This window comes from Pseudomonas sp. W2Aug9 (assembly GCF_023127755.1).
Lineage (GTDB): Bacteria > Pseudomonadota > Gammaproteobacteria > Pseudomonadales > Pseudomonadaceae > Aquipseudomonas > Aquipseudomonas synxantha_A.
This window is the reverse complement of sequence record NZ_SPKL01000035.1, coordinates 476,865-497,174: the sequence shown is the minus strand read 5'-3', so window position 1 is coordinate 497,174 and position 20,310 is coordinate 476,865. Positions and strand designations below refer to the sequence as shown.

Here is a 20,310-nt window from a genome sequence, read left to right as displayed (position 1 = left end):
AAGGCAATTTTGCTCTCCATTTCCTTGCTAGGCCTGGATGGCGACCTGGTCTCGGTTCGGGATCTAGTTCTATAGCTCTTGAACTATCAATCCTAATCAATCAACAGGCTGAACACTGAGAGCTATACAGCGACTACCACCCAACTGATACGACAGACCATCGATTAAATAAATCCTCATCACGCACCTGATATGCCAACAACTAATCAGGTGCATCACGATGACTGAACGAACCAGCTACACCTACCGCTCACAGTCCGATAACGCTATCCGGATTGAGCGACTGATCAACGCCATTCAACGTACAGATGGTCAAGCCTTTCGAATTACATACTCGAAGCACGGGGATGAGCAGGTCGATGCAACCAAACTGTCAAAGTACTTCGATGGGATCGAGCAGATGGTCGATCTGTTCGAATGTGACGAGGAGTATCAGTACAGCTGGCATTTGAACCTTTTCCTAGAGGCTTGCCATGCAATTGGGGTTGAGCGCAGTCCATGTGGCATTACCTGCTTGGGTGAGTGTGAAACACGCTATCTGAGCGCCAGCGAGACGTTGAACGAACTGACCAAGCAGGTCCGAACGCTTCTCACCAAAAAGAGATACAGGCGCTGGGGACACGATCAGCGTTACCAAGCGATTAAGCAGGAGATCGAAGTTTGCCGCTACGTTGATGCAGTACATGATCGTTACGCCCGCACTTGCGTGATTCGGGTTGATCTGTATTACCGTAGAGAGGCACAAGCTAGGTTGCGTGTGGAGCACGTCTTTGACGACCTCAGTCGGCTGATTGCTGAGCGTGAACGTAACCTGATTTTTGATCATGAGATCGGCTACATATGCAGCGTTGAGCAGGGTGAGGACCGGGGGTATCACGTCCATGCTGCCTTCTTCTTCAATGGCGCTGAAGTGCGTGCAGATATCTACAGGGCGCAACAAATCGGTCAGCTGTGGGAGCGTATTACCCGGGGTCAGGGTTACTTCAACAGCTGCAACCTCGAAAAAGAAAAATATAAAGATAGGCTGGGGGTTGGCTTAATCCACAGAAGTGACTTGAGTGCACGGGCTAACGTGCATTACGCCATGCGTTACCTGGTCAAGAATGATCAGCATCTGCGGCTCAAGCCTGTAGGGGCTCGTTGCTTGCGTAAGGGGCTGGTAAGGAAGGTTTCTGGTGCGATCAATCGATCTATTGTCCGGGGGACGTAATCTATTGAGTAGGTTAGGTTGATGTCCACCGGGCGATGCACTATCTGCTCGGTAGGCACCGTTTTTAGCTTCCCAGACGTTTACTTAAGTTTGGAGGTGGGACAGCGTAGTTATACGGCGTGAGCGTATCAGCCCGACTCAGCATATGTGCACCAGGGCCAGGTGTTTCACTCGGATCAAGGGTCGCAGTATGCGAGTCGTTGATTTCGCCAGCGGCTCTGGCGTTATCGCAGGCGCCAAAGCATGAGTCGCCGGGGGAATTGCTGGGACAATGCGCCAATGGAGCGCGTGTTCCGCAGCTTGAAAACGGAATGGATACCGACCACGGGTTACCGAACGGCTCAAGAAGCCCAGCGCGATATCAGCCATTTCTTGATGCATCGGTACAACTGGGTTCGACCCCATCAATTCAATGGTGGGCTGGCGCCAGCTCGGGCCGAAGAAAAACTTAATGTCGTGTCCGTGATGAGTTGACCACTACAATCGGCATGATGTCCATATCCGAAGCAAGGTACACAAAGCTGTGCACTATCTGGCCTAGGGCGAGGATACACAGCACTTGAGAGTGAAGCCTGCAGGTATGCGTAAGAGGCCATTGCGCATGTGGACATGGAAGAATCCTCTTTGATCAGGCGAGTAACTGGACGCGATGCGCTCGCAGTAGGGAGAGCAGTTACCTGTTTCCCTGTCGCGACCTGTAACAAACCCGGTCCACAATCATGGAGTTCTAGTGAAGGAGCCTTGATGGCCGTTACTGCACTCAGACTCATCGAAGGCCTATGATGACTGTGTTTACAGGGAGGGCGCTCGGTTTCAGGTCTAATTAAAAAATAAAGGCACGGAGTTGAACCGTGCCCTTGTTTCTAACGAATTCCGACAGGCTTATCATTTTTATCATAGCAAATAGGATATTCGCAGTGTCCGCCGGCATTGAGTACTTCCAGTTCGTAGACTGCTGGCAGGTATTGCTTGAGCTCCATTTTTAGTACTTTCTTGTCATTGATGGTGCAGTCATCGTCTTCGCGCGGGTTGCACCAGGCTTCTTTTACCTCGATGTCTTTTGTGGGTTTTGTCATGGGCGTATTTTCGGTCTGTGGCTCGTCATCGACTGAAGAATCACTCGTTGCATTCGCATCCAACGAGTAGGCATCAATAGCGTCTTTTGCGTTAGTTTTGCTGATGCCGTGATCAAGCAAGAAGTCCTGAAGTAATTTCCGGGCTTGAGCGTAGGTAACCTCTTTCCCCTTTTTATTTGGCCCACCATCCATGCGATAGGCAATCGGATAACCATCCTCACTTTCGTAGATGTAATAGTAAATTGAAAGACTAAAGCTGAGGTCTTGGCCGTACATGCCATAGATGCCTGAACCATTGGATGCACGGCAAGTGCCTCGCACACATTTACCGCTTATGTGGTTGCTGAATGTAACATTGCGCTGCTGTTCTGCATTCCACTGACTAATATTTCTTGGAGTGCTGTACCAGGTGCAACGGTAAAATTTTGTTCCGTACTGATTTTTAGCCTCTGCGCACGGAATGGCATAAGGTAAATCGTTCATATTTTGTTCATTGGGTAGCATGGGCGGATACATGTACCCGTAGTCAACTTCGGCGTGTGCGTTCAATGAAAGTGCAAGCGCCACGCAGCCTGCGGCTTTGAGTGCAACTGATTTTATATTCACTGTCTTAAACTCAGGGTGGGAGGAAGGAAACGGTTGGATTCTTTTGTAAGGTTCTTTGTGAGTGTCTTTTGGTTTTAAATCGACGATGGGTATTTAGGAAAGTCGTCAGCATTTAACGTGCCGACAATCTGTATTTTATTTTTGCTTGTTGTTTTTGCAAATAGGAGGCTCCCGTATTCGGGGCTCCATGAGTGCCTGTATCCGCTGGATCTTATTAAATCTTTCATGCAGGTGTTGTGGGTCATCACTATAAGATTTCTGCCGGAGTTCTTGTGTTCGAGTAGCTTATCCACGATGTCGTTTCCGCATATGGCCTCTCTATCTGATAGCAGGCTCGCGTTGCCTAGCATGAAGTCGGATGTTTGAACTGTTCTAGTCATTGGACTGGTGAAAACATCGGTATCGTCAAAATCAAAGTATGCTTTTAAATGAATACCTGTTTCTTTTGCTCTTTGGCCTCCAATAATTGTGATTCCCTCATCTGGCCCTAAACATGGGTTGCTTGATTGATCACAGCGTTCTTCGTGCCTTATTAACAAAATAACGTTCCCATTTTTCCAGTGCTCAGAAGGTCCAGAGTCGATTAGTTTTTTTATGTGAGTCCAAATTTTCTACAGTATTTCTCGTGAAAGCCTCGTATGCAAAGATTGTTGCTCCTATAAGCCCAGCGCTTAATATTATTTTTGATAGTCTGATATTTGCCATTTGGAATGTCCAATATTTTAATATTTATTGGTTGTGGTCGGTATTCGTTGGCTTTTTGAGCGTGAGTGCGAGCGCAGACTGACTCTCTGATTGCTATTTTTTGTAGATGACTTTCAGTTTTTTATTGACGTAGTCTTTTATGATTTCGTAGTCGGGGTTGTAGGTGGCTAGAGTGTGGCCAGTACTGGCCAAGGTAGCAGCAGCTGCTAATGCTACGCCGACGGGTAAAGAAGCTGCGCCGATGAAAGTGCCCAATATGCCGCCTTGAGCGATAGCGCCTTTCATGTCGCTTTTAACTCGGCATTTTAATCCAAGACGCTCAATTTCGTTTTCTACGGACTTTATGGACGCCGTGAAGCTTCCTCTAAGTCCGATAACTTCAAACGAAGACTTGTTTAATAAAAGCTTGATTATTTCTGCTTTATTAAGCCCCGTTATAATTGGTGATGTCATATCTTCCTCTCCTATCTTTTTCAAATTTATCGTTTCTGTGGGCATCCCATACGAGCTCTAAAAAGCTAATCCCTGCTTCTGAGCTGACTGCTTCGTCTCGGAGGGATTCGTGCACCAAGCGACAATTTCGACTTGAGGAAGGACTGTTGTTTGGTGTTTCTGTTGGTTTCATACCGACCCTCGGATGGAAGCGGCTAACGTTCAAAAACCCAATACTACCAAAACGGTAGTATTTAGCTAGCGATTGCCATGCACGATCATTTTTTTGGTCGGGCTATGTCGATGTCAGTACTCGCAAAACGAATCAAGGAAGCGCGTATTCGTGCTGGTATGTCGCAGGAACGCTTGGGTTTAGATGCTGGCCTTGATGAAATGTCTGCCAGTACACGTATGAACCGCTACGAGCTTGGCAAACGCACCCCCGCACCAGATTTTGTTGAGCGTCTGAGCAAGGTACTCCACGTCCCTGCGGCGTATTTTTACGCTGTCGAAGACAACGAAGCAGAGCTGCTGATTAAGTTTCATCTCCTGAGCAATAGAGCGCAGGCAAAGGTGTTGACATGCATCGAGGAGATCTCGAAAACTGTTGATTAGCATGCGAAGGCGCCCGTCCCTGGTGGCGTCTATTACCAATACAGTGACTTTCAATCATCTTTTGAGCTGATCGAGGCAAGTGCTTCAAGCTTTCGGGCGAGCTGTGTCGCTGGCACAGATCCTTTGGATGCGCCAGCGGGGCCGGTGCTGGAGTCACTGTCGGTACCGGTAAAAAACTCCTCGATTACCGCACCACCGTCTTCCTCGTTATCTTCAAAAATCCCATTGCTAAAGCCTTTCTGAGCGGCTGCATCTAGCGCCGATTGTAGGAAGCCTGCTGCCTGGCGTATTTCATCCAACTCTTTCCCGGCCAGCAGTGCTTCTTCCAGGCTCATGCCGCTGCGCACGGTGATGTCTGCGTAGAAGATTGGTGTGCCATGGCTCTGCCGAGTGGATTTTCCGCGTAGGCGCAGTTCCAGTGGTAGGCACGCCAGGCGGTTGCCAGACGCTGCCTGGAAGTACTGCAAGCGGGCCGCCAGTGTACGAATGCTATTAAAGCCTGTTGTGCGAAACACGAAGCTGCCGAGTGTGTCATCGTTGCCGATCACCACATTAAGTCGTCCGTAAGGCTTGCAGGCATTGCCCTTGGCCAACAAGCAGGCGTCTGGTGAAGGGCAGGGCAAGGACTTGATGCCGTCCTCACATTGCCGCTTGCAGGTCTCGCCGTTACCGATACACAGCGGGCGACCCGTGTTGCGGTCGAACAGGGTGTACTCAGCCCTGAAGTTGAGCTCTGGATCGTTGAACAGCACGCGAATGGGGATGCTCCGTAGCTTGGTGTCAGGCGTCTCGCGTAATTCGTCATTCAACGGATGCAGCAGCCAGCCGTCCCTGCTTTGCACCTGTGAGGTGATCGTGAACTGATCGTCTTTCTCCGGTAGGCGCTTACCGTTTTTCTCGACGATTTTGCCAATGGAAATACGTCCGAGCACGGGCGGTGTAATGACCAGGCCTTTGAGCATGGTGGTTCTCCTTGGAAGCGAAAATGGCCACCCGAAAACTGAATCGCGTAGGGATGGCCAGAGAGGAAAAAAAGATCAGCTGATAAGGAAGCGGCGGCTGCCTTCCTTGCGCTTGCTGAAGCGGACTTGCAGATAGGGCTTCTCCTTCAGCAGGCGCTCGACATCCAGCACTGTGCTGTCTTTGGAGCGTTTCCAACTGATAAAGCCATTGCTGAACTGCGCACGTGTGGCTTCGCCCATGGCTTGCAGCAGGATCTGTTTCAGTTGAGATTCGCGGCTTTCTTTTGCCGTAATGGACTGCCGAACAGCCTTGAGTTCCAAGTAGGTCGCGGCCAATCCAGCATTGGCGCTGAAGTCAACGGTTTGGCCGTTGTCCTGAGGGTAGAGGCAACGCAGTGCCGCTTCAGATGAGGCACTCCCATCGACCGGAGGAGGGGTGTCGGTTTGTACGTAATGCCAGAACTTGCGTTCCAGTTCGATCAGGCGAGCAATCATCTGCTCGTCCCGTTCGATGCGGTAGATCTCTAGATGCTGGCCGCCCAGTAGAACTGCAACATCAGCCGCCTGCTTGCCGGTGACGGCCAGCTGATGCATGACCTGTAATTGCACATACTCGGGCACGCCTTCTTTCCAGAGGCGTGCTCCGTTTATGCCGGCAGTCTTGCATTCAAGGATTTGTACATCGTCGGCACCGTTCACTTCGCGGTCGATATTGGCGAGCATCCAGGGTAGTTCTGGATCAGGATGCTGCAGCACGGCGTTAATCCGTCGCACTTTCTTGCCGGTGCGTTTGCTGTAATGCCAGGCCACGATGGGCTCGAGCACATTGCCCCAGTAGGCAGGGCTTTCCTCATCATGAGGGTCTATTTTCGGTAGCGCGGCATCCCGGCCCGTCTTTTCAAGCCACAACTCAAGCTGCGATTTATAAGGGTTCAGGCCAACCGCTGCGCCCGCGTCTGAGCTGCCAATGCCTTGTTTGCGTACGGTGAGCCAGTCTTCACGGGGCAGTTCTTTGGTGCCAATTAAACGAAGGGCCGGACGGCTCTTGTAAGCATTTTCATTTTTAGGAATCGCTTTCATGAGGGATACCTTACGGATGTAAAAACGCCCGTTGAGCTGGATGCTGAACGGGCGTTATGGTTGAAGGGTAGAGGTCATTTCAGGCAGCGAGTTGTAGGGCAGCCTCCAATGCCCGTTGTTTGATTTGCGCCCCCTGACCGAACCAGGCGGAGTCCATGCGGTACTCGTTGCTACGTGCTCTGCGCTCGTGGTCGACATACTCGGTCACGGCGTTGAGCAGACCCCAGGCAGTGCCTTGTGACGACTCAAGCGTTGCGCCACGTCCGCGTCCTTCGTACAGGCTTTGTACTTTGCGCAGGGCACGTTCGTTGGGGAGGACTTCAGGTAGTTTGCTATTGGGCGTTACTTCACATAAGACGTTCATGAAGAACCCCATAGCTTCATGCCACTGGACTTTACGCTCGGCCAGCACGCGCATGCGATACATGAACTCGTCCCATTGCGAGACGGCTACACCCAATTGCTTTTTGACGACCCGGGCATCGAACCGGGTGCTGTGCGGCACCTTGATGGCGTGTGTGGTGCCATCCAGGGCGATGGTCAAAGTGTTGTTGCAGACCACGCGAACGGTGGTCGGCGTGGCCGTGGTGGCGAGCGTGCCGTCACAGGAGGTCGCCAGCAACAAATAGCCATTGACCTGATCATTGCCCTTCAATGCGGTGTTTTGTCCCGTTCGCGCTAGCGCCCAGAATTTACGACCGCCTTTGAGCACTCCAGCGGTTTCCAGCTCATAGCCGGACACTTCAGTCAGGTCTCGGTAGAACTCCATCACCTCACGTGGCTGAACAATTTGATAGCGGTTGGAAACCACCGACAACGGTGCTTTGGTGTCGGAGCGATACAGCACCTTTTGTTCCGGGAACGAGTGAATGCTGCCCCTATGGCCGATAGCGTCGGCCTTGAAGTGAACCGGACTTTCCTGAATCTGCCAGTCCATACCGGCTTCACGCTGCCAGACTTCTATCGGCTGTTTCTGTGTCAGTTGACGGCCGAGGCCATGCCACGGGGTTGCGCCAACGTAAGCCATTTGTTCGATTTGATGAGCCATGATTATTGTTCCTTGGGGTACAGGTCGGCATAAACGCCACGCATCGCGTGGCAATGTCCGGACGTAATAGAAAGAAAGGAGTAGAAGACGGATTAAGCAGGGAGGTTGAAGCGATGCCCGCAGATCAGGCAGAGGTTGTGGGCGAGTACATGGCGGTCAAGCTTGTCGCCGAGTTGAGCGCCTAATGCACAGCCGCCAGCGCCGCCAACAAGTCCTCCTAGGATGGCGCCGGAGACGGCTCCGAGAGTGACGCCGAACGGGCCGGCGACTGCGCCGACGGTGGCACCCGCCTGGCCGCCAGCCAGTGCTGCACTGACGCCGCGTGCTGCTCCGCCGACCGTACCGATGGCCGCTGCAATTTTCATGGCTTGGTGGAAGGAAGCGATTTTGGGTGAGTTACAGCGAGGGCACTGCAATGACATGGTTTGAAGCTCCATGGTGGGGGTGTCATAGCAGTGATGTAGGGTTGAGTTTTTTTCGAATCGAATATGCGTTTTTGATGAATGATTTGATCGGTACGGTTGTAGACGGCTCAGCGCAGTCTATAGCCGAATCAATGCGCATCGGGGGCGTGGTCTTTAGCCGACTTGACATACCAGGCGTATCCAAGAGGCAGAGAAGTGAGCCAGCTTGCACTTGCGGAGGAGGCAAGCTGGGCGAAACCAGAACCGAGTTGGTCGTCCGCTTTTGGCCGATTGTGTTGAAAAAGTCGGCTTTCCCGAAATACTCGAATATTTAGGGATGAAAACACCTCAGTTGCACGCTGCTATGCGAAGTCCGAGTTCTGAGCCTTCTGCCAAAAAATCAGATTTCAATCTCAGGCGCGTACTTTTCTGGCGCGGAATTCGAAGCCGACTTTTTCAACAGAATCGGCCGATAGCGGCCGTTCGTAAGTGACCGCCAACGCCAAAAGCTATCACTCCGTTTGTCTGTGAAACTAATGGCGATCCAAAGGAGTATTGACTAAGGTGTCATTGGGCCAGTACAAAGGAAGAGTAGTCAGTTCTTTTTACAAATTTCAACCGTGAAAAGGAAATCAAAATGGCCGACGCTCAAGTAACGTGCATCAACAAACCCAATGTAAATAGTTCCCATGAACATATCACTCATCTAGGAAATCCTGCAAATCAATGGCGCTGGACTCGCGAGCAAGTGATTGCCAGTATTGATGCTGGTACAAACACTTTTTATGTGATTGATCCGGTAAGTGGTGCCCGTGCAGATATCGGTGTCGTACGCGAACCTGGTCGAGCTACGTATTTGCGCACTTATGCAGATAGGCAATGGAATAATAACTTGTTGTCGCTCAATCAGTGCCCCATCTAATTAATCACTGAGTTGCCCTAATTTTTTAGATGTATTTGATTGACAGCTTTTGGCCGAAAGCCACCGATCGCCAATTGCAGACATCGGCCAATAGCTGCCACTCGCAACCGTCGAAAAGCGGCTTCAGCATCTACTTAGATCAAAGTCAAACAACAAGCTGAGTCTGTATGGAAAAAATATATCATTATACAAGTTTCGAGGCGTTTAAAAAAATAATTGAGTTTGGGACGATTAGATTAAATTCGCTGGCGAATGTTGACGATGCGGAAGAGGGTTTTTTGCATGATACTAGCTCGCAAGCACCATATACATTTGCGAGCTGCTGGACGAAAGATGCAAAAGTGAGCGTGCCATTATGGAAGATGTATGTTGATTCCCCTTTCGCTGTAAGAATAGGGGTTTTGCCAGATATTTTAGTTCCAACATTTTCTGATAAGAATTTTGTATCGAACCAAAAAAATAAAGATGCTTATGTTCTTTTGATGCATCGCGGCGGTTCAAGAGGCATGGAGTTTCTTTCGGATATCATCTACACAGATAAGCCCAGGCTTCGAATGCTTAAGAATTTGCGCGGGATATTTGACTCAGGATATATATCTAGTTACGGCCTAACTAAAAGTCTGCACTGGGAGTTTCAGCAGGAAATCAGATTTATTGTTCAAGCTGTACCTAAGTCACAAGTGATAATGCGGCGTGATGCATCGTTGTATACTTGTTGCCAAGAAGTCATGGATAATGATCGCTCTACAGATATAAAGTTTATCGATATGGAGTATGATATTAACAAAATGCTGACGGCTGAAATAATGTTGGGCCCATCTACAATTGAAGAAGATGCAAAAGAGCTTGAAAAATTCCTAGACGAAAAATTGCCAAATTTTTCTGGAAAAATCTCAAGAAGCGAAGTTTTTATCAGGCGCAAGTAGTGTGGAATGGGGATAGATTTATTTATCAGACAGACCGGTCATTTCTGGCTGTTTTCTGCCCTCCACGAACGACACAGATCGGCCATAGCGGACGCTCACAAGCGACCGCTACTGGCCAATAGCCGCCATTTACGAAAAGCCGCTTTCGACCCATAGCGGCCTGTCAAATTTGATGTATGTAAGCTTGAAGCAAGGCAATGGTATCCAGAGAGGCTGAGCGATCTCCAACGCTTTGTTCTACAGCATATGATCCACCGACCAATTTCTTGGCAATCCTCGTTTGCGTAATCCTAAGATTTCGCTCCGCGATGTATGACTTTTCAAGTACATATAGGCCTGGAGCTCAGAGATCGAAGCGAAGATTGTCTGATTTTTGGTCAAGAAGCGCGATAAAATCCGCACCATCCTTTACTTGTTTAATATCCGCTAACGAAAATACCAATAAAAAAGTTCCGTCACGATCATAAGCTGACTGAATTTCTCGCAGCGCGTCCAGACCAGTTCCTTCGCCCGTAATTCCGTTCTTTGCGAACAATATACCGAGTTGCGTTTTTGACTTGCGCAGCTTCCCTAAAAAATCGCGGACGGGAGCCACCCCAACTGGACTACTCCAGTTCTTGCACTCAATGAAGCAGTATCGACCAAGCTCGTCAAATAATGGAATGTTGAGTTTTGATCCTCTGTATTCGATTACAAGGTCTATCTCGCTCGATCGAGTGTTGAGGTTACGATACTTGCAGTGCAAGGATGGGACGTCACTAAAGAGTAATGACGCCAGATCTTCAAGTGAACGTCCTTTATCTTGATTGGTACTTGCTGTTTCCACTTGCGCGATCAAATCGGCAATTGCTACACGCCCTGGTTTTATCTCATTTTCGCTTTGTGCCCAGCGAGCAAGCCGATTCAATAAACCAATTGTATCCGCATCACTCAAATCGGCTAAATTCAATAATTCGACTGTTTCACCGTCATCGACGGCAATTTGTGAACTGCCGATAATCACCCCAAAAAGACTGCCGAGTTCTAGCATGTACGTGCGAAGTTGTCGCAAAGAGCGATCATCGAGATGAGCGGCCCTATTCTTGATTTCAATAACTATCCAAGGACGTGCCCCTACAGCAGGCGCGAGTACGACATCAGCGTGCATTGCACCGACATCGTATAAGGTTTCAGAGTCAGCGTAGCCGAGAGCGCTCACAAACTCAGGAATAAACAAGCTCGTAAATGCTAATTCCCTAGCATGTGCAGCCGTTGGTATGCTCTTGAGTATGCGACTGAGCTGCCCTGAGGATTCGCTCAGGTAGCGCTTCAGTCTTATTTGTCCTCTTGGAGTAAGCACAACACGACCGTCGGCTACCATCCTTTCCATAGTCTCTCGTGAGTACCTCCAGTGCCGGCCAGGTGGGGGAGAAACCTCTAAGACTGAATACGATAGCGTCGGCCGGTCTCCATATGCTGTGGCGTCCAGCCACATATAGGGGCCGCGTGGGTCATCGTCCGGATTGCGATAGAGTGCGGAGCTGGAATCAGAACTGACAGTACTTGTATCGAACCTATTTTTCATCGCGATTGCTTTTCCGAATGTGATCTGCGGCACTCTCCGCAACGGTGAGTTGTTGCACATAGCCACACAGGACAGCTCCATGTAGAGAGTAAGGTACTCTGTCCTACGTCCTTAATGCTGTCCAGCGCGGGTCGCCTTCTCGCTGCGTTTTGTAAGTCTGCTACCGGCCGATTGCTGCCCCTGGCGAGAGGCATAAAACGGCCATTAGCGGACGTTGAACTACGTCCGCTGAACCCCAAACCTGAATATCGGCTTGACTCAGATTCAAATTCAGATTCAGCAAATCCGCTTCTCACCCAACCGCTCTACCAACCTGATGAGATAACCGTCGGGATCCTGGACGATGAATTCGCGCTGGCCCACTCCAAGATGGGTTAGATGCACCAACTATACTTCGGTGCCACGAGGGGATCGTGGCGAGCATCATGATGCAAGGGAATTATAGTGACGCGTTGATGGCTGCTATTGGTCGAAGAGATTCATGCACGCAGCTCACCTTTAGGCCGGTGGGCATCGATCAGACACGCTCGGGTGAGCTGCGATCGAAGCGCGCCAGGTCATAAAACATTTTTGGGGTGAACCTGCCAGCGGTTCGAATACGCATATACTGTGCGTATTGCGAATGGTAGCAGTTTGATATTGCCGGCTAAAGGTTGTGTAACTTCGATGAACAAGACTGATCTGCTTGAGTATTTGAAAGAGACCAGTTCGGAAATGACCCGAGACAATATAGATGAAGCTGCTCTGCTGCATTTTGATTTGGTCATGGAAAGCTATCGAGAAAAGCCTTCATTTTATAAAAATTTGTTGAAATATGACCGATTCATGGTTGCACTGTCTTTATTGAGCTTCAGCTACAAAGACGAGAAAGTTCCTTTATCCAGAGTAAAGGCATTCTGCTACGAACGTGGCTATATGTCTCGAAATAGCCTGGATTCTTATTGTTCATTTTTGTCCATTGCCGGATATCTGGATGTTCGGTTACATGTGCAGGACGGGCGTCAACGTAGTTTCCGACCTACGGAAAAAGCGCTAAGCAATACCGTGCAGCTAATCAAATCTTATTTGCTGCCTTCGCAGATGATCTCTCCATACGACAGTGGGTTATCGGTTGTGGGGAAGAATGTTGATCTATTGCGCGTATTTTTTCGAGGGTTTGCCAAGATACTTGAAGGGGACTTCCTGCTCGACAAGCTGTTGCCTGAAGCGAAATGGATTCTCAATCGGGACGGCGGTCATCTGCCGATGCTCGCACTCTATGCCGATGCCCTGCGCACCGGCTCGTTAGAGACCGGCTACAACGTATCCTCTTACGTGGAGCTTTCATCGCGTCTGGGCGTGTCCAAAACACACATGCAGCGCATGATCAAAGAAGGCCAGTTACAGGGCTATTTCAAATGCGACAAACGTTTGGTGGGGTTGAGTCCGGCCTTTCTCGAATTGATGCGGCGGGCCATGTCAATCTACTTTGCAATTGCCCGTGTCAGCATGGAGTTGGGAGTTGAGGAGAGCGAAGTAGGAAACGAGCCTGGCGGTATTCGCTGTGTGTGTGAGCGTTAGCGCGAGTTCGCTTGTTATTTTGGGGCGCGATTTAATCACTAAGCAATGTCCTTTTTGTTGTAATTTTTATGCCGGAGTTCAGCGTGTTTAATCGCCAGTTGAAGAATGCTCTTTTTACCTGCCAAGAGCAATTGTGCCTGGCGCTCGGGACAGTCGCCGACGTCGAAGCGGTGTTTCTTTCAGTACGTGTCGATGGAGCTGGCCGGATTATCTCGGCCAACCAGCGGTTTGCGCAAATGCTGGGATACTCGCTGGAACAGCTTTCAAAAATGGTAATGAGTAACCTCAACGCGCAACCGCAGAATGATTTTGCACCCAACCTGTGCGCCATCGAACCGCAACGCTATCGTGCCTCCGACGGCCGTGCTGTGACACTCAATATAGGCTGGATCGCTGCAGCGAACCGGACGTTTCAAGGCTACGGCATGGTTGCACCTCCGCTGGCGCGGGACGAACAGGAGGTTATCGAAATGTTCAGCGCACTGAACCGCTCGATGGCGATGATCCAGTTCAGTCTCGCGGGTGAGGTCGTCTACGCCAACGAATCGTTCGTCCAGGCGATGGGTTACAGCCTTGCGGAGATACAGGGCAAGCATCACCGTCTGTTCTGCCTAGCGGAGGACGTGGCGTCGGCGCATTACGATGAATTCTGGAAGAGTCTGAACAAGGGCGTGTTTAACGCTGGTCGCTTTCGCCGGGTAGATAAAAGCGGAAAAGTGGTTTGGCTGGAGGCCACTTACAATCCCATCAGAGACGCTTCCGGTCGGGTTTATAAAATTGCCAAATTCGCCAGCGTAGTGACCGAGCAAGTTGAAAAAGCCGACGGAATCAAACAAGCAGCGACCATGGCTTACGACGTGTCGCTAGATACCGATGTGAAAGCTAACCGAGGGATGGAACTGGTCGCCGACTCCGTGCTCGGCACACAGAATATTTCCCAACAGATGGCCTTGGTGACCGACAGCATGACCGCGCTTGAATCGCAGTCGCAGTTGATCGCTTCCATCGTCGACACGATCGGCGCCATTGCCACCCAGACCAATCTCTTGGCGCTTAACGCCGCTATCGAAGCTGCACGCGCTGGAGTGCATGGACGAGGATTCGCTGTCGTGGCGGATGAAGTGCGCAAGCTCGCCGGCCGTACCAGTGCGGCCACCCAGGAGATTAACGGTGTGGTCAGGCAAAATCGAGAATTGGCCGGCGAAGCCGCGTTGCATGTCCAGTGCAGCAGAGACCAAGCCAACGTTTTATTGGAACTGTCCGAACAGGCAGGTATGGCGATGGCAGCTATCCAGTCAGGCGCAAAGCAAGTAGTGAAAGCCATTGGTAGAGTCACCAGCGATCTGCATTGAACGCTTTATCTACGTCGCGGTAACGCCTCCGCCTTTGGTGAAAGCAATATGGAAGTTTTTGCGTACGTTTTTTCCGATTGATAACAGGAATTTGGATGCCAAAGCACACTTAATTCATTGATTAGGTATTGCCCAGACGTTGACATCACATTCAGGCCGTTTCGGAAAAGGAGTTTAGGGATGCCGGCGACTTTCAAAATCAGACCAAGAATGCGAACACTGCTGTCACCAGCGGTAACCAAGATTGAAATGGCGGGAATTGTTTCCTGGCTTTGTGTGTTGCTGATTGAGCCTGCGACAACGTTAAATCTGTTAAATATGTCTGTTACAGCATCGTTGTTGGTTATTTGGTACGTTCATCGCGTAGTTGCTGATTTTCGCATATGGAGAATGCTCGGCGGCGTGTATATATTGATTCTGTCACTCGGCTTTGCGCATGTGATTGACACCAATGTGCAGCTGCGCGTCTTTACGCTCCCCCTAGCTGTGATCATCGTGGTAAGCAGTGCTATCTTATTCGTCACGGTTCAGGACTATCTTCTCTCTACATTACTGGTCTGGATACTGATGTGGCCCAATTTGGACGTTGGCTTTTACCGGGAACTGGAAGTTTATCTGGTCATTTTTTGCGTTGCTTCCATGTCCATAGGGTTTACTCTCAGCTTTACCTATCTAAGAAACATGCGCTCAGTGTTGTTGGTCGAAAGTGAATTCAGGACATTGGCGGAGACAGATTTTCTCACCTCCTTACTTAATCGACGGGCCTTTATGGGGCTCTTCCAAAATGCATTGGCAGAAGGCCACAGCGGCTACTTTATAATGTTGGATATTGACGAATTTAAATTAAAAAACGATCAGTACGGTCACGATGTCGGTGACAAGATTTTGTGTGCCATGGCCTCGTGCCTGAAATCCACCCCTGGCAGCCACAGTGTCGGGCGGATTGGAGGTGAGGAATTCGGTGTCTTGTTGTTGGGCGAAGATGATGCGGTTGCTCATGAGTACGCATTGCGCCTGCTGGGCAACATCCGTTGCAGTGTATTGCCTCCGCATCAGTTCACTTGCAGCGCGGGCGTCGCGCAGTTCCGAGCGACATCGGACATGTCCGCAGTGCTCAAATGCGCCGACAGCAATATGTATAAAGCGAAGCATGATGGTAAGGATCGGGTGTTTCAGGATGGAAGGCAGGTCAAACCGCTACGTCCTGTAACTACGTAATTAAGGTTTGACTGGAGGACGTCTGTGAAAATCGTTTTCGAAGAAATCGAATCTCCCCCTTGCTGCTTGCTTACTCTGGGCACCTTCACTTTAATGTTCCAGAACCGCTCAGAGGCTGAAAGCTTTCTCAAGCTCCTGATGGGGGCGCAGACATCGGTTAGCCCCAATCGCTGAACGTCTGCTTCTGGCCGGTTAGCGACCGTTGCTCTGATTAGTCATCCTTGTCCTTCACCACATGGAGGACTTGTCGTGAACATCACCGCTACCTGCAGCCGTCAGCCCTGGAGCAAAAGAAAACTGGTCGGGCAGAAAACTCCACTCCGACTGAGCGATATCTGGGCCATCTAAGTAAGGCTTCAAATTGCGGAAAGAACCCGAGATCTAGATCTCTTCGATCTGGCCATCGACAGCAAGCTTCGAGCCTGCGACTTAACCAAGCTCCGCGTACGCGATGTAGTTCATGGCTAGCACGTTTCAACACGAGCCATGGTGATGCAGCAGAAAACGCAGCGGCCTGTGCAGTTTTGAGATCACTCAGCAAACACGGTCTGCTCTCGCGGCCCGGATACAGCGGGCCCAGCTTCATCGCGAGGACCGCCTTTTTCCTAGCCGGTTGCATACTTTAGACCATCTATCTACTCGTCAAAACGCTCGTTTCGTCAAAGGCTTGGTTAAAGCCGTACGCCTTGATCCAGCGATTTATGGCACACACACAATGAGACGTACGAAAGTATCACTGATCTATCGTGGGACTAAGAGCCTGCGGGCGGTTCAGCTGCTGCTCGGCTATACGAAGCTGGAGAGCACTGTGCAATACCAGGGGATTGAGGTCGATGACGCCCTGGAAATGGCGGAACGGACTGAGGTTTGACCATATATAGCGACGGTCGAAGTAGGACCGTCGCTAACCGGCCAATAGCGGATACTGCACTAAACCTCCCCAAGTGGTATGGCCACGGGCTGGAAGTATTCTGACGTGAACGAGCATTGGTATATCAGTGCTACTAACCGAATTAACAAGCTTCGATTCTCAATGATTATTAAATATCGAAACGGCTCACCATTCGGGCGATGGGGAAAATTTGGCATGATTGGAGCACCGAATGTACAACGCTGATTCCAGAAGGAACCACGAGAATGCCCCCCCATGGAGAGGCTTTGTCGTTGCGTGATGGGCCCAATGCTCCAGCCTCCCTGACCATAGGCGCCGATTTGCCTTGCAATGGCATCCCTAAAATCAAGGCCGCACTCAACTCAGATATAAAGCACGATAAAACACACACCTGGGCCCCTTCCTACCAAACAATCTAAGACCAGACGTTTCCTTAACGAAGGTGTATCCTCTCTCCACAAAAAAACGCCGGAGAGGGACACTTGCGAATTTTCATTTCTTACAGCTGGGATTCAGAAGACCATAAGCAATGGGTTCAACAGCTGGCCGAAGACCTTACGGACTTGATGCCAGACTTGGATGTCGAATACGATCAACGTGGCATGGATCACCGCGTGGACCGAAATCAGTACATGGAGTCTGCTATCTTCGAGAGCGACGCAGTACTGGTGATCATCACCAAAAACTACACCGAGAAAGCCAATACGCGACAGGGCGGCGTTGGGCGTGAGACCGCTATGGCAGCCGAGCGTCATTGGACAGAAACTGCCAGCAAGTCAAAAACTCGGGTTCTAGCAATTAAGCGGGAAGCCGATGCGGACGCTCCTCGGTATCTGACCGCCAGCCTCTACTTCGACTTCAGTCGTGCTGACGTCTATACCGCACAGTTAACCGCACTTAAGACTGAACTAGAATTAATTAGTGATATTTCATCTGAGCAGCCATCTATCGCTAAGATGGTTTCACATGAGAGTGGAGCAAGTGAAGTTGAGAGTTTCTCTTTCACTAGAACTGACGATCTACTTGCCGGCTTTTATAAGGTCCGCAAACCACTATGGCGTGGGCAGGACTTTTCGGGACAGCGTCGCGTTAAGTACGAACTTTGGAGAGTTGATACTCCCCACCCTCAGTTACTATTGGTATTGACCCAGAACATTAATATTCGGCAAACGCTAGAAGACTTCACTTCCAAGATTCGTGACCTCCCCAATGAGCTTCAGGATTTCCGCGCATTAACCATTCTCCGTCCCTCACCCGGCAAGGCTGGCTATGTGCAGGAGCAACTCGAAGAGCTAGGTCAGCGGATTAGCGTTACCGAGCTGACGTTTAAGGACTATTTAGGTCGTTTTTGCGTTGATGCAGACTCCCTACAGCTTACATCACCATTCATGGAGCCATTCTACATTGATCAAACCTTATACCGTGTGGACCGAAATGAAACGGAGACTCTTGGACCGGCCTTAGCTCATCTTGCCAGCACAGTCATTCGAGCTGATAGCTCGCCTCTGTCCTTGCTAGTGGCGTCAGGAGGAGCAGGTAAGACAACTCTCCTACGCAGCCTTTCTGCAGATATCAATGAGTCAAAATACTCTAGAGTGATGCTTATTGAGGCAGACACACTGAAGAAGTTGCCGAAAGAGCAGCTAAGACGTTCACATGTCTCATCTCTTTTCGATCTGTGTGAATTGCACTCAATGGCATTAACTGCCGCCGGCGCTACTCCCATGAAGGTTCCGTCTAGCCGAAATGTCTTCGATCTGCTGCTAATCAGCGGAAGCCTTTTGATCCTGATTGACGGTATAGATGAACTATTGAGTATGATGTCATCTAGCTTCGAACTAGTACCATTTGTAGAGTCTATTAACGCGCTGAACGCTGAATTAGGACAGACTCGGGTTTTCTTGGCCGGGCGAGAGGATACCGTTGGCACAACTGCCGCATCCTTACGGCGTCACGGAGTACCAACCTATAATCTCAAAGGCTTTACTTCGGACGAGGTTGCCCTCTATGTTAGGAAGCGGTTCTCTAAACGACGTCAAGAAGAGCGTCAAGCTATCGTTACAAGAGTGCAAGAAACTTTAAGGTCAGTCTCGACAGCAATGGGAGATGATACGGTGCTTCCATTCTTTGTAGACGCACTGTGTGAGCTGGAGGAGGAGGTCAATGGTACTGGTCTACCATTAAAGGTCGAAGGAGCCATCAAGGAGCGAATGGCAGAAGCCGGTTACCCTCATAATATTCGAGCGGTCGACATGCTTATCTTTGCCATTATTGATCGCGAACGAGAACGCCAGGGATGGAGGCCAGCAGTAGCCCGACTAGTTGATGTTCTTAAGGAGTTCTCAAGCGCCCACTTTGGAACTGCACGAATCGACGAGCTCACAGTTGTAGTAGAAACGTACCTTGCTGCGTCGGCTACAAACTCGCCGGTGACCGAGATTTTTTGCAAAAACCCGTTACTGTCAGTTGCAAATGACGTAGTGGCTTATCGATATGACTTCTTGCAGTCTTATTTCCTAGGGCTCTGGCTGATTGAGCGGCTTGAGGACCGCTCAATTTCCTCCGAACTGTTTATGAAGCACTTTTCTCGCTTGGCTACCGGACAAGGAGCGGTCTTTGAAGAGTTAAGTCGCTTTTACGCAGCTAAGCCACGCGAAGAAGTACAAGAGCTTTTGGGGTATGTATACTCTTCATTCAAATCAGTTGCATTAAACCCGGACACTGAGGCTGGTCTTGTGGACTCAGCACAATCAGCATGTAGTTGCCTACTTCACTTATTTGCCGCCACTGCCGGGAAAGGACTGAATCGAATCAATTTTAGCAAAGCTATTTTTTCGATCGTTGGCGAAGATATAGCTGCAGAAAGAAGACTTGTCAAAGGTCTGTTCATTTCCGGTGATTTTCCACTGCTTCAATTCGTTGACAGAGAGTTTTGGAACTGCAAGTTAGTCGGCTACGACTCTTTCGCAAAATGCCGTTTCAGCAATTCAAAATTTTATTACAGCTCGTTTATAGCGATCCAAGCCGAAAATTGCTCCCCAACGATGAACTCAGGTATTTTTGACTTGGATAGTTGTGATCTTGGCGAAATGACAACCTCGTTGGTGATGAACGCCTCGAACGTCGAGTCATTGCTTACACTTGATGAAATCAAGAGATTTTTAGGGTTCTTTTTCGTCGGAAGCAGGTTCGCAACTAAGCTACCGAATGAACTATATCAATTCCCTAAACCAGGTATGACTGATGAGTTCGTTGCCGTGCTCTTGAAAGCAGGAGTATTGGAGGAGCATAAGGCGAAAGCACAGATGCGTTTCGGGGTCACCGCAGCTTACATGCGCCCAGTTCAAAAGCTTGTCAATGAAAACAACATGAATAAGCTATTCCGAAATCTATTCAAGGATTTTCTAGGCACATAGCCCATTGATTCGTATGCACACGGTTCTGCTGCCTAGTGTAAGTTAGCTAGGCAGCAAATGCTCCCTCGATAGCATTCAATATCCATCGAGCTTCGACGTTAAGCGGCGGTAGTTCCCATTTAATCCACCAGAGTCGGTGCTGATTCGCGAATCAGCGACACTGAATATTCTGCTAGTGTGTAATTGCATTCCACTTGACCACCCGTTTGCAATGCCACTGACCAGTCAATTGCATTCGACCTGACCAAGCGTATGCGTTGTACTTGACCAGCACACTGGGTGTCGTTGATCGGCAGAAGTCGACCCGAAGCGAGCATTTGAC

15 protein-coding genes and 3 pseudogenes are annotated in these 20,310 nt (G+C 49.8%); 10 read left to right on the top strand and 8 right to left on the bottom strand.

The window, feature by feature from the left end; genetic code table 11:
* Positions 1 to 220 precede the first annotated feature (220 nt).
* Both E3O56_RS23000 and E3O56_RS22995 read left to right on the top strand, forming a co-directional pair.
* A complete protein-coding gene (locus E3O56_RS23000) occupies positions 221 to 1,210 on the top strand; it encodes an inovirus-type Gp2 protein (protein WP_248129052.1) in 990 nt (329 codons plus the stop codon).
* Positions 1,211 to 1,372: 162 nt separating this feature from the next.
* A pseudogene (locus E3O56_RS22995) lies at positions 1,373 to 1,684 on the top strand (integrase core domain-containing protein); the annotation flags it as partial.
* Between the two features lie 389 nt (positions 1,685 to 2,073).
* On the opposite strand, the gene E3O56_RS22990 reads toward E3O56_RS22995, so the two are convergent.
* Entirely contained in the window at positions 2,074 to 2,769 is a 696-nt protein-coding gene (locus tag E3O56_RS22990) for a hypothetical protein (RefSeq protein ID WP_248129051.1), read from the bottom strand.
* Between the two features lie 921 nt (positions 2,770 to 3,690).
* Positions 3,691 to 4,050, bottom strand: a complete 360-nt coding sequence (locus tag E3O56_RS22985) for a hypothetical protein (RefSeq protein ID WP_248129050.1) — start codon at positions 4,048 to 4,050, stop codon at positions 3,691 to 3,693.
* 249 nt (positions 4,051 to 4,299) lie between these two features.
* Between E3O56_RS22985 and E3O56_RS22980 the strand changes: the two genes are divergently transcribed.
* On the top strand, positions 4,300 to 4,644 hold the full coding sequence (locus E3O56_RS22980; protein WP_248129049.1) for a helix-turn-helix transcriptional regulator: 345 nt from the start codon (positions 4,300 to 4,302) through the stop codon (positions 4,642 to 4,644).
* A gap of 50 nt (positions 4,645 to 4,694) precedes the next feature.
* Here E3O56_RS22980 and E3O56_RS22975 read toward each other — a convergent pair whose 3' ends face one another.
* The 4 genes from E3O56_RS22975 to E3O56_RS22960 all read right to left on the bottom strand — a co-directional run bounded on the left by E3O56_RS22975 (position 4,695) and on the right by E3O56_RS22960 (position 8,156).
* Positions 4,695 to 5,606, bottom strand: a complete 912-nt coding sequence (locus E3O56_RS22975) for a hydrolase or metal-binding protein (protein WP_248129048.1) — start codon at positions 5,604 to 5,606, stop codon at positions 4,695 to 4,697.
* A 75-nt stretch (positions 5,607 to 5,681) separates the two neighbouring features.
* On the bottom strand, positions 5,682 to 6,686 hold the full coding sequence (locus tag E3O56_RS22970) for a lambda-exonuclease family protein (protein WP_248129047.1): 1,005 nt from the start codon (positions 6,684 to 6,686) through the stop codon (positions 5,682 to 5,684).
* A 79-nt stretch (positions 6,687 to 6,765) separates the two neighbouring features.
* Positions 6,766 to 7,734 (bottom strand): DUF932 domain-containing protein, encoded by a 969-nt coding sequence (locus tag E3O56_RS22965; protein ID WP_248129046.1) that lies wholly within the window; start codon positions 7,732 to 7,734, stop codon positions 6,766 to 6,768.
* Positions 7,735 to 7,826: 92 nt separating this feature from the next.
* On the bottom strand, positions 7,827 to 8,156 hold the full coding sequence (locus E3O56_RS22960) for a hypothetical protein (protein WP_078822336.1): 330 nt from the start codon (positions 8,154 to 8,156) through the stop codon (positions 7,827 to 7,829).
* Between the two features lie 619 nt (positions 8,157 to 8,775).
* Here E3O56_RS22960 and E3O56_RS22955 point away from each other — a divergent pair.
* Together E3O56_RS22955 and E3O56_RS22950 are read left to right on the top strand one after the other, a co-directional pair.
* Complete coding sequence (locus tag E3O56_RS22955) at positions 8,776 to 9,060, top strand: DUF3892 domain-containing protein (protein ID WP_078822335.1); 285 nt, start codon at positions 8,776 to 8,778, stop codon at positions 9,058 to 9,060.
* Positions 9,061 to 9,227: 167 nt separating this feature from the next.
* Positions 9,228 to 9,986: a hypothetical protein gene (locus tag E3O56_RS22950; RefSeq protein ID WP_248129045.1), complete on the top strand. Its 759-nt coding sequence runs from the start codon at positions 9,228 to 9,230 to the stop codon at positions 9,984 to 9,986.
* A gap of 343 nt (positions 9,987 to 10,329) precedes the next feature.
* On the opposite strand, the gene E3O56_RS22945 is transcribed toward E3O56_RS22950, so the two are convergent.
* The gene (locus E3O56_RS22945; protein WP_248129044.1) at positions 10,330 to 11,355 is read right to left on the bottom strand and encodes a restriction endonuclease; all 1,026 of its coding nucleotides are present in this window, start codon (positions 11,353 to 11,355) and stop codon (positions 10,330 to 10,332) included.
* 471 nt (positions 11,356 to 11,826) lie between these two features.
* Positions 11,827 to 11,913 (bottom strand): annotated as a pseudogene (locus E3O56_RS22940) (VOC family protein); the annotation flags it as partial.
* Positions 11,914 to 12,216: 303 nt separating this feature from the next.
* On the opposite strand from E3O56_RS22940, the gene E3O56_RS22935 reads away from it, so the two are divergent.
* The 5 genes and pseudogenes from E3O56_RS22935 (at position 12,217) to E3O56_RS22915 (ending at position 19,988) form a co-directional block, all read left to right on the top strand.
* Positions 12,217 to 13,110, top strand: a complete 894-nt coding sequence (locus tag E3O56_RS22935) for a hypothetical protein (RefSeq protein ID WP_248129043.1) — start codon at positions 12,217 to 12,219, stop codon at positions 13,108 to 13,110.
* An 83-nt stretch (positions 13,111 to 13,193) separates the two neighbouring features.
* A complete protein-coding gene (locus tag E3O56_RS22930; protein ID WP_177073838.1) occupies positions 13,194 to 14,462 on the top strand; it encodes a PAS domain-containing methyl-accepting chemotaxis protein in 1,269 nt (422 codons plus the stop codon).
* Between the two features lie 180 nt (positions 14,463 to 14,642).
* Complete coding sequence (locus E3O56_RS22925) at positions 14,643 to 15,680, top strand: GGDEF domain-containing protein (RefSeq protein WP_248129042.1); 1,038 nt, start codon at positions 14,643 to 14,645, stop codon at positions 15,678 to 15,680.
* Positions 15,681 to 16,040: 360 nt separating this feature from the next.
* Positions 16,041 to 16,551: pseudogene (locus E3O56_RS22920) on the top strand (tyrosine-type recombinase/integrase).
* A gap of 503 nt (positions 16,552 to 17,054) precedes the next feature.
* A complete protein-coding gene (locus E3O56_RS22915; RefSeq protein ID WP_248129041.1) occupies positions 17,055 to 19,988 on the top strand; it encodes a toll/interleukin-1 receptor domain-containing protein in 2,934 nt (977 codons plus the stop codon).
* The last annotated feature ends 322 nt before the right edge of the window (positions 19,989 to 20,310 follow it).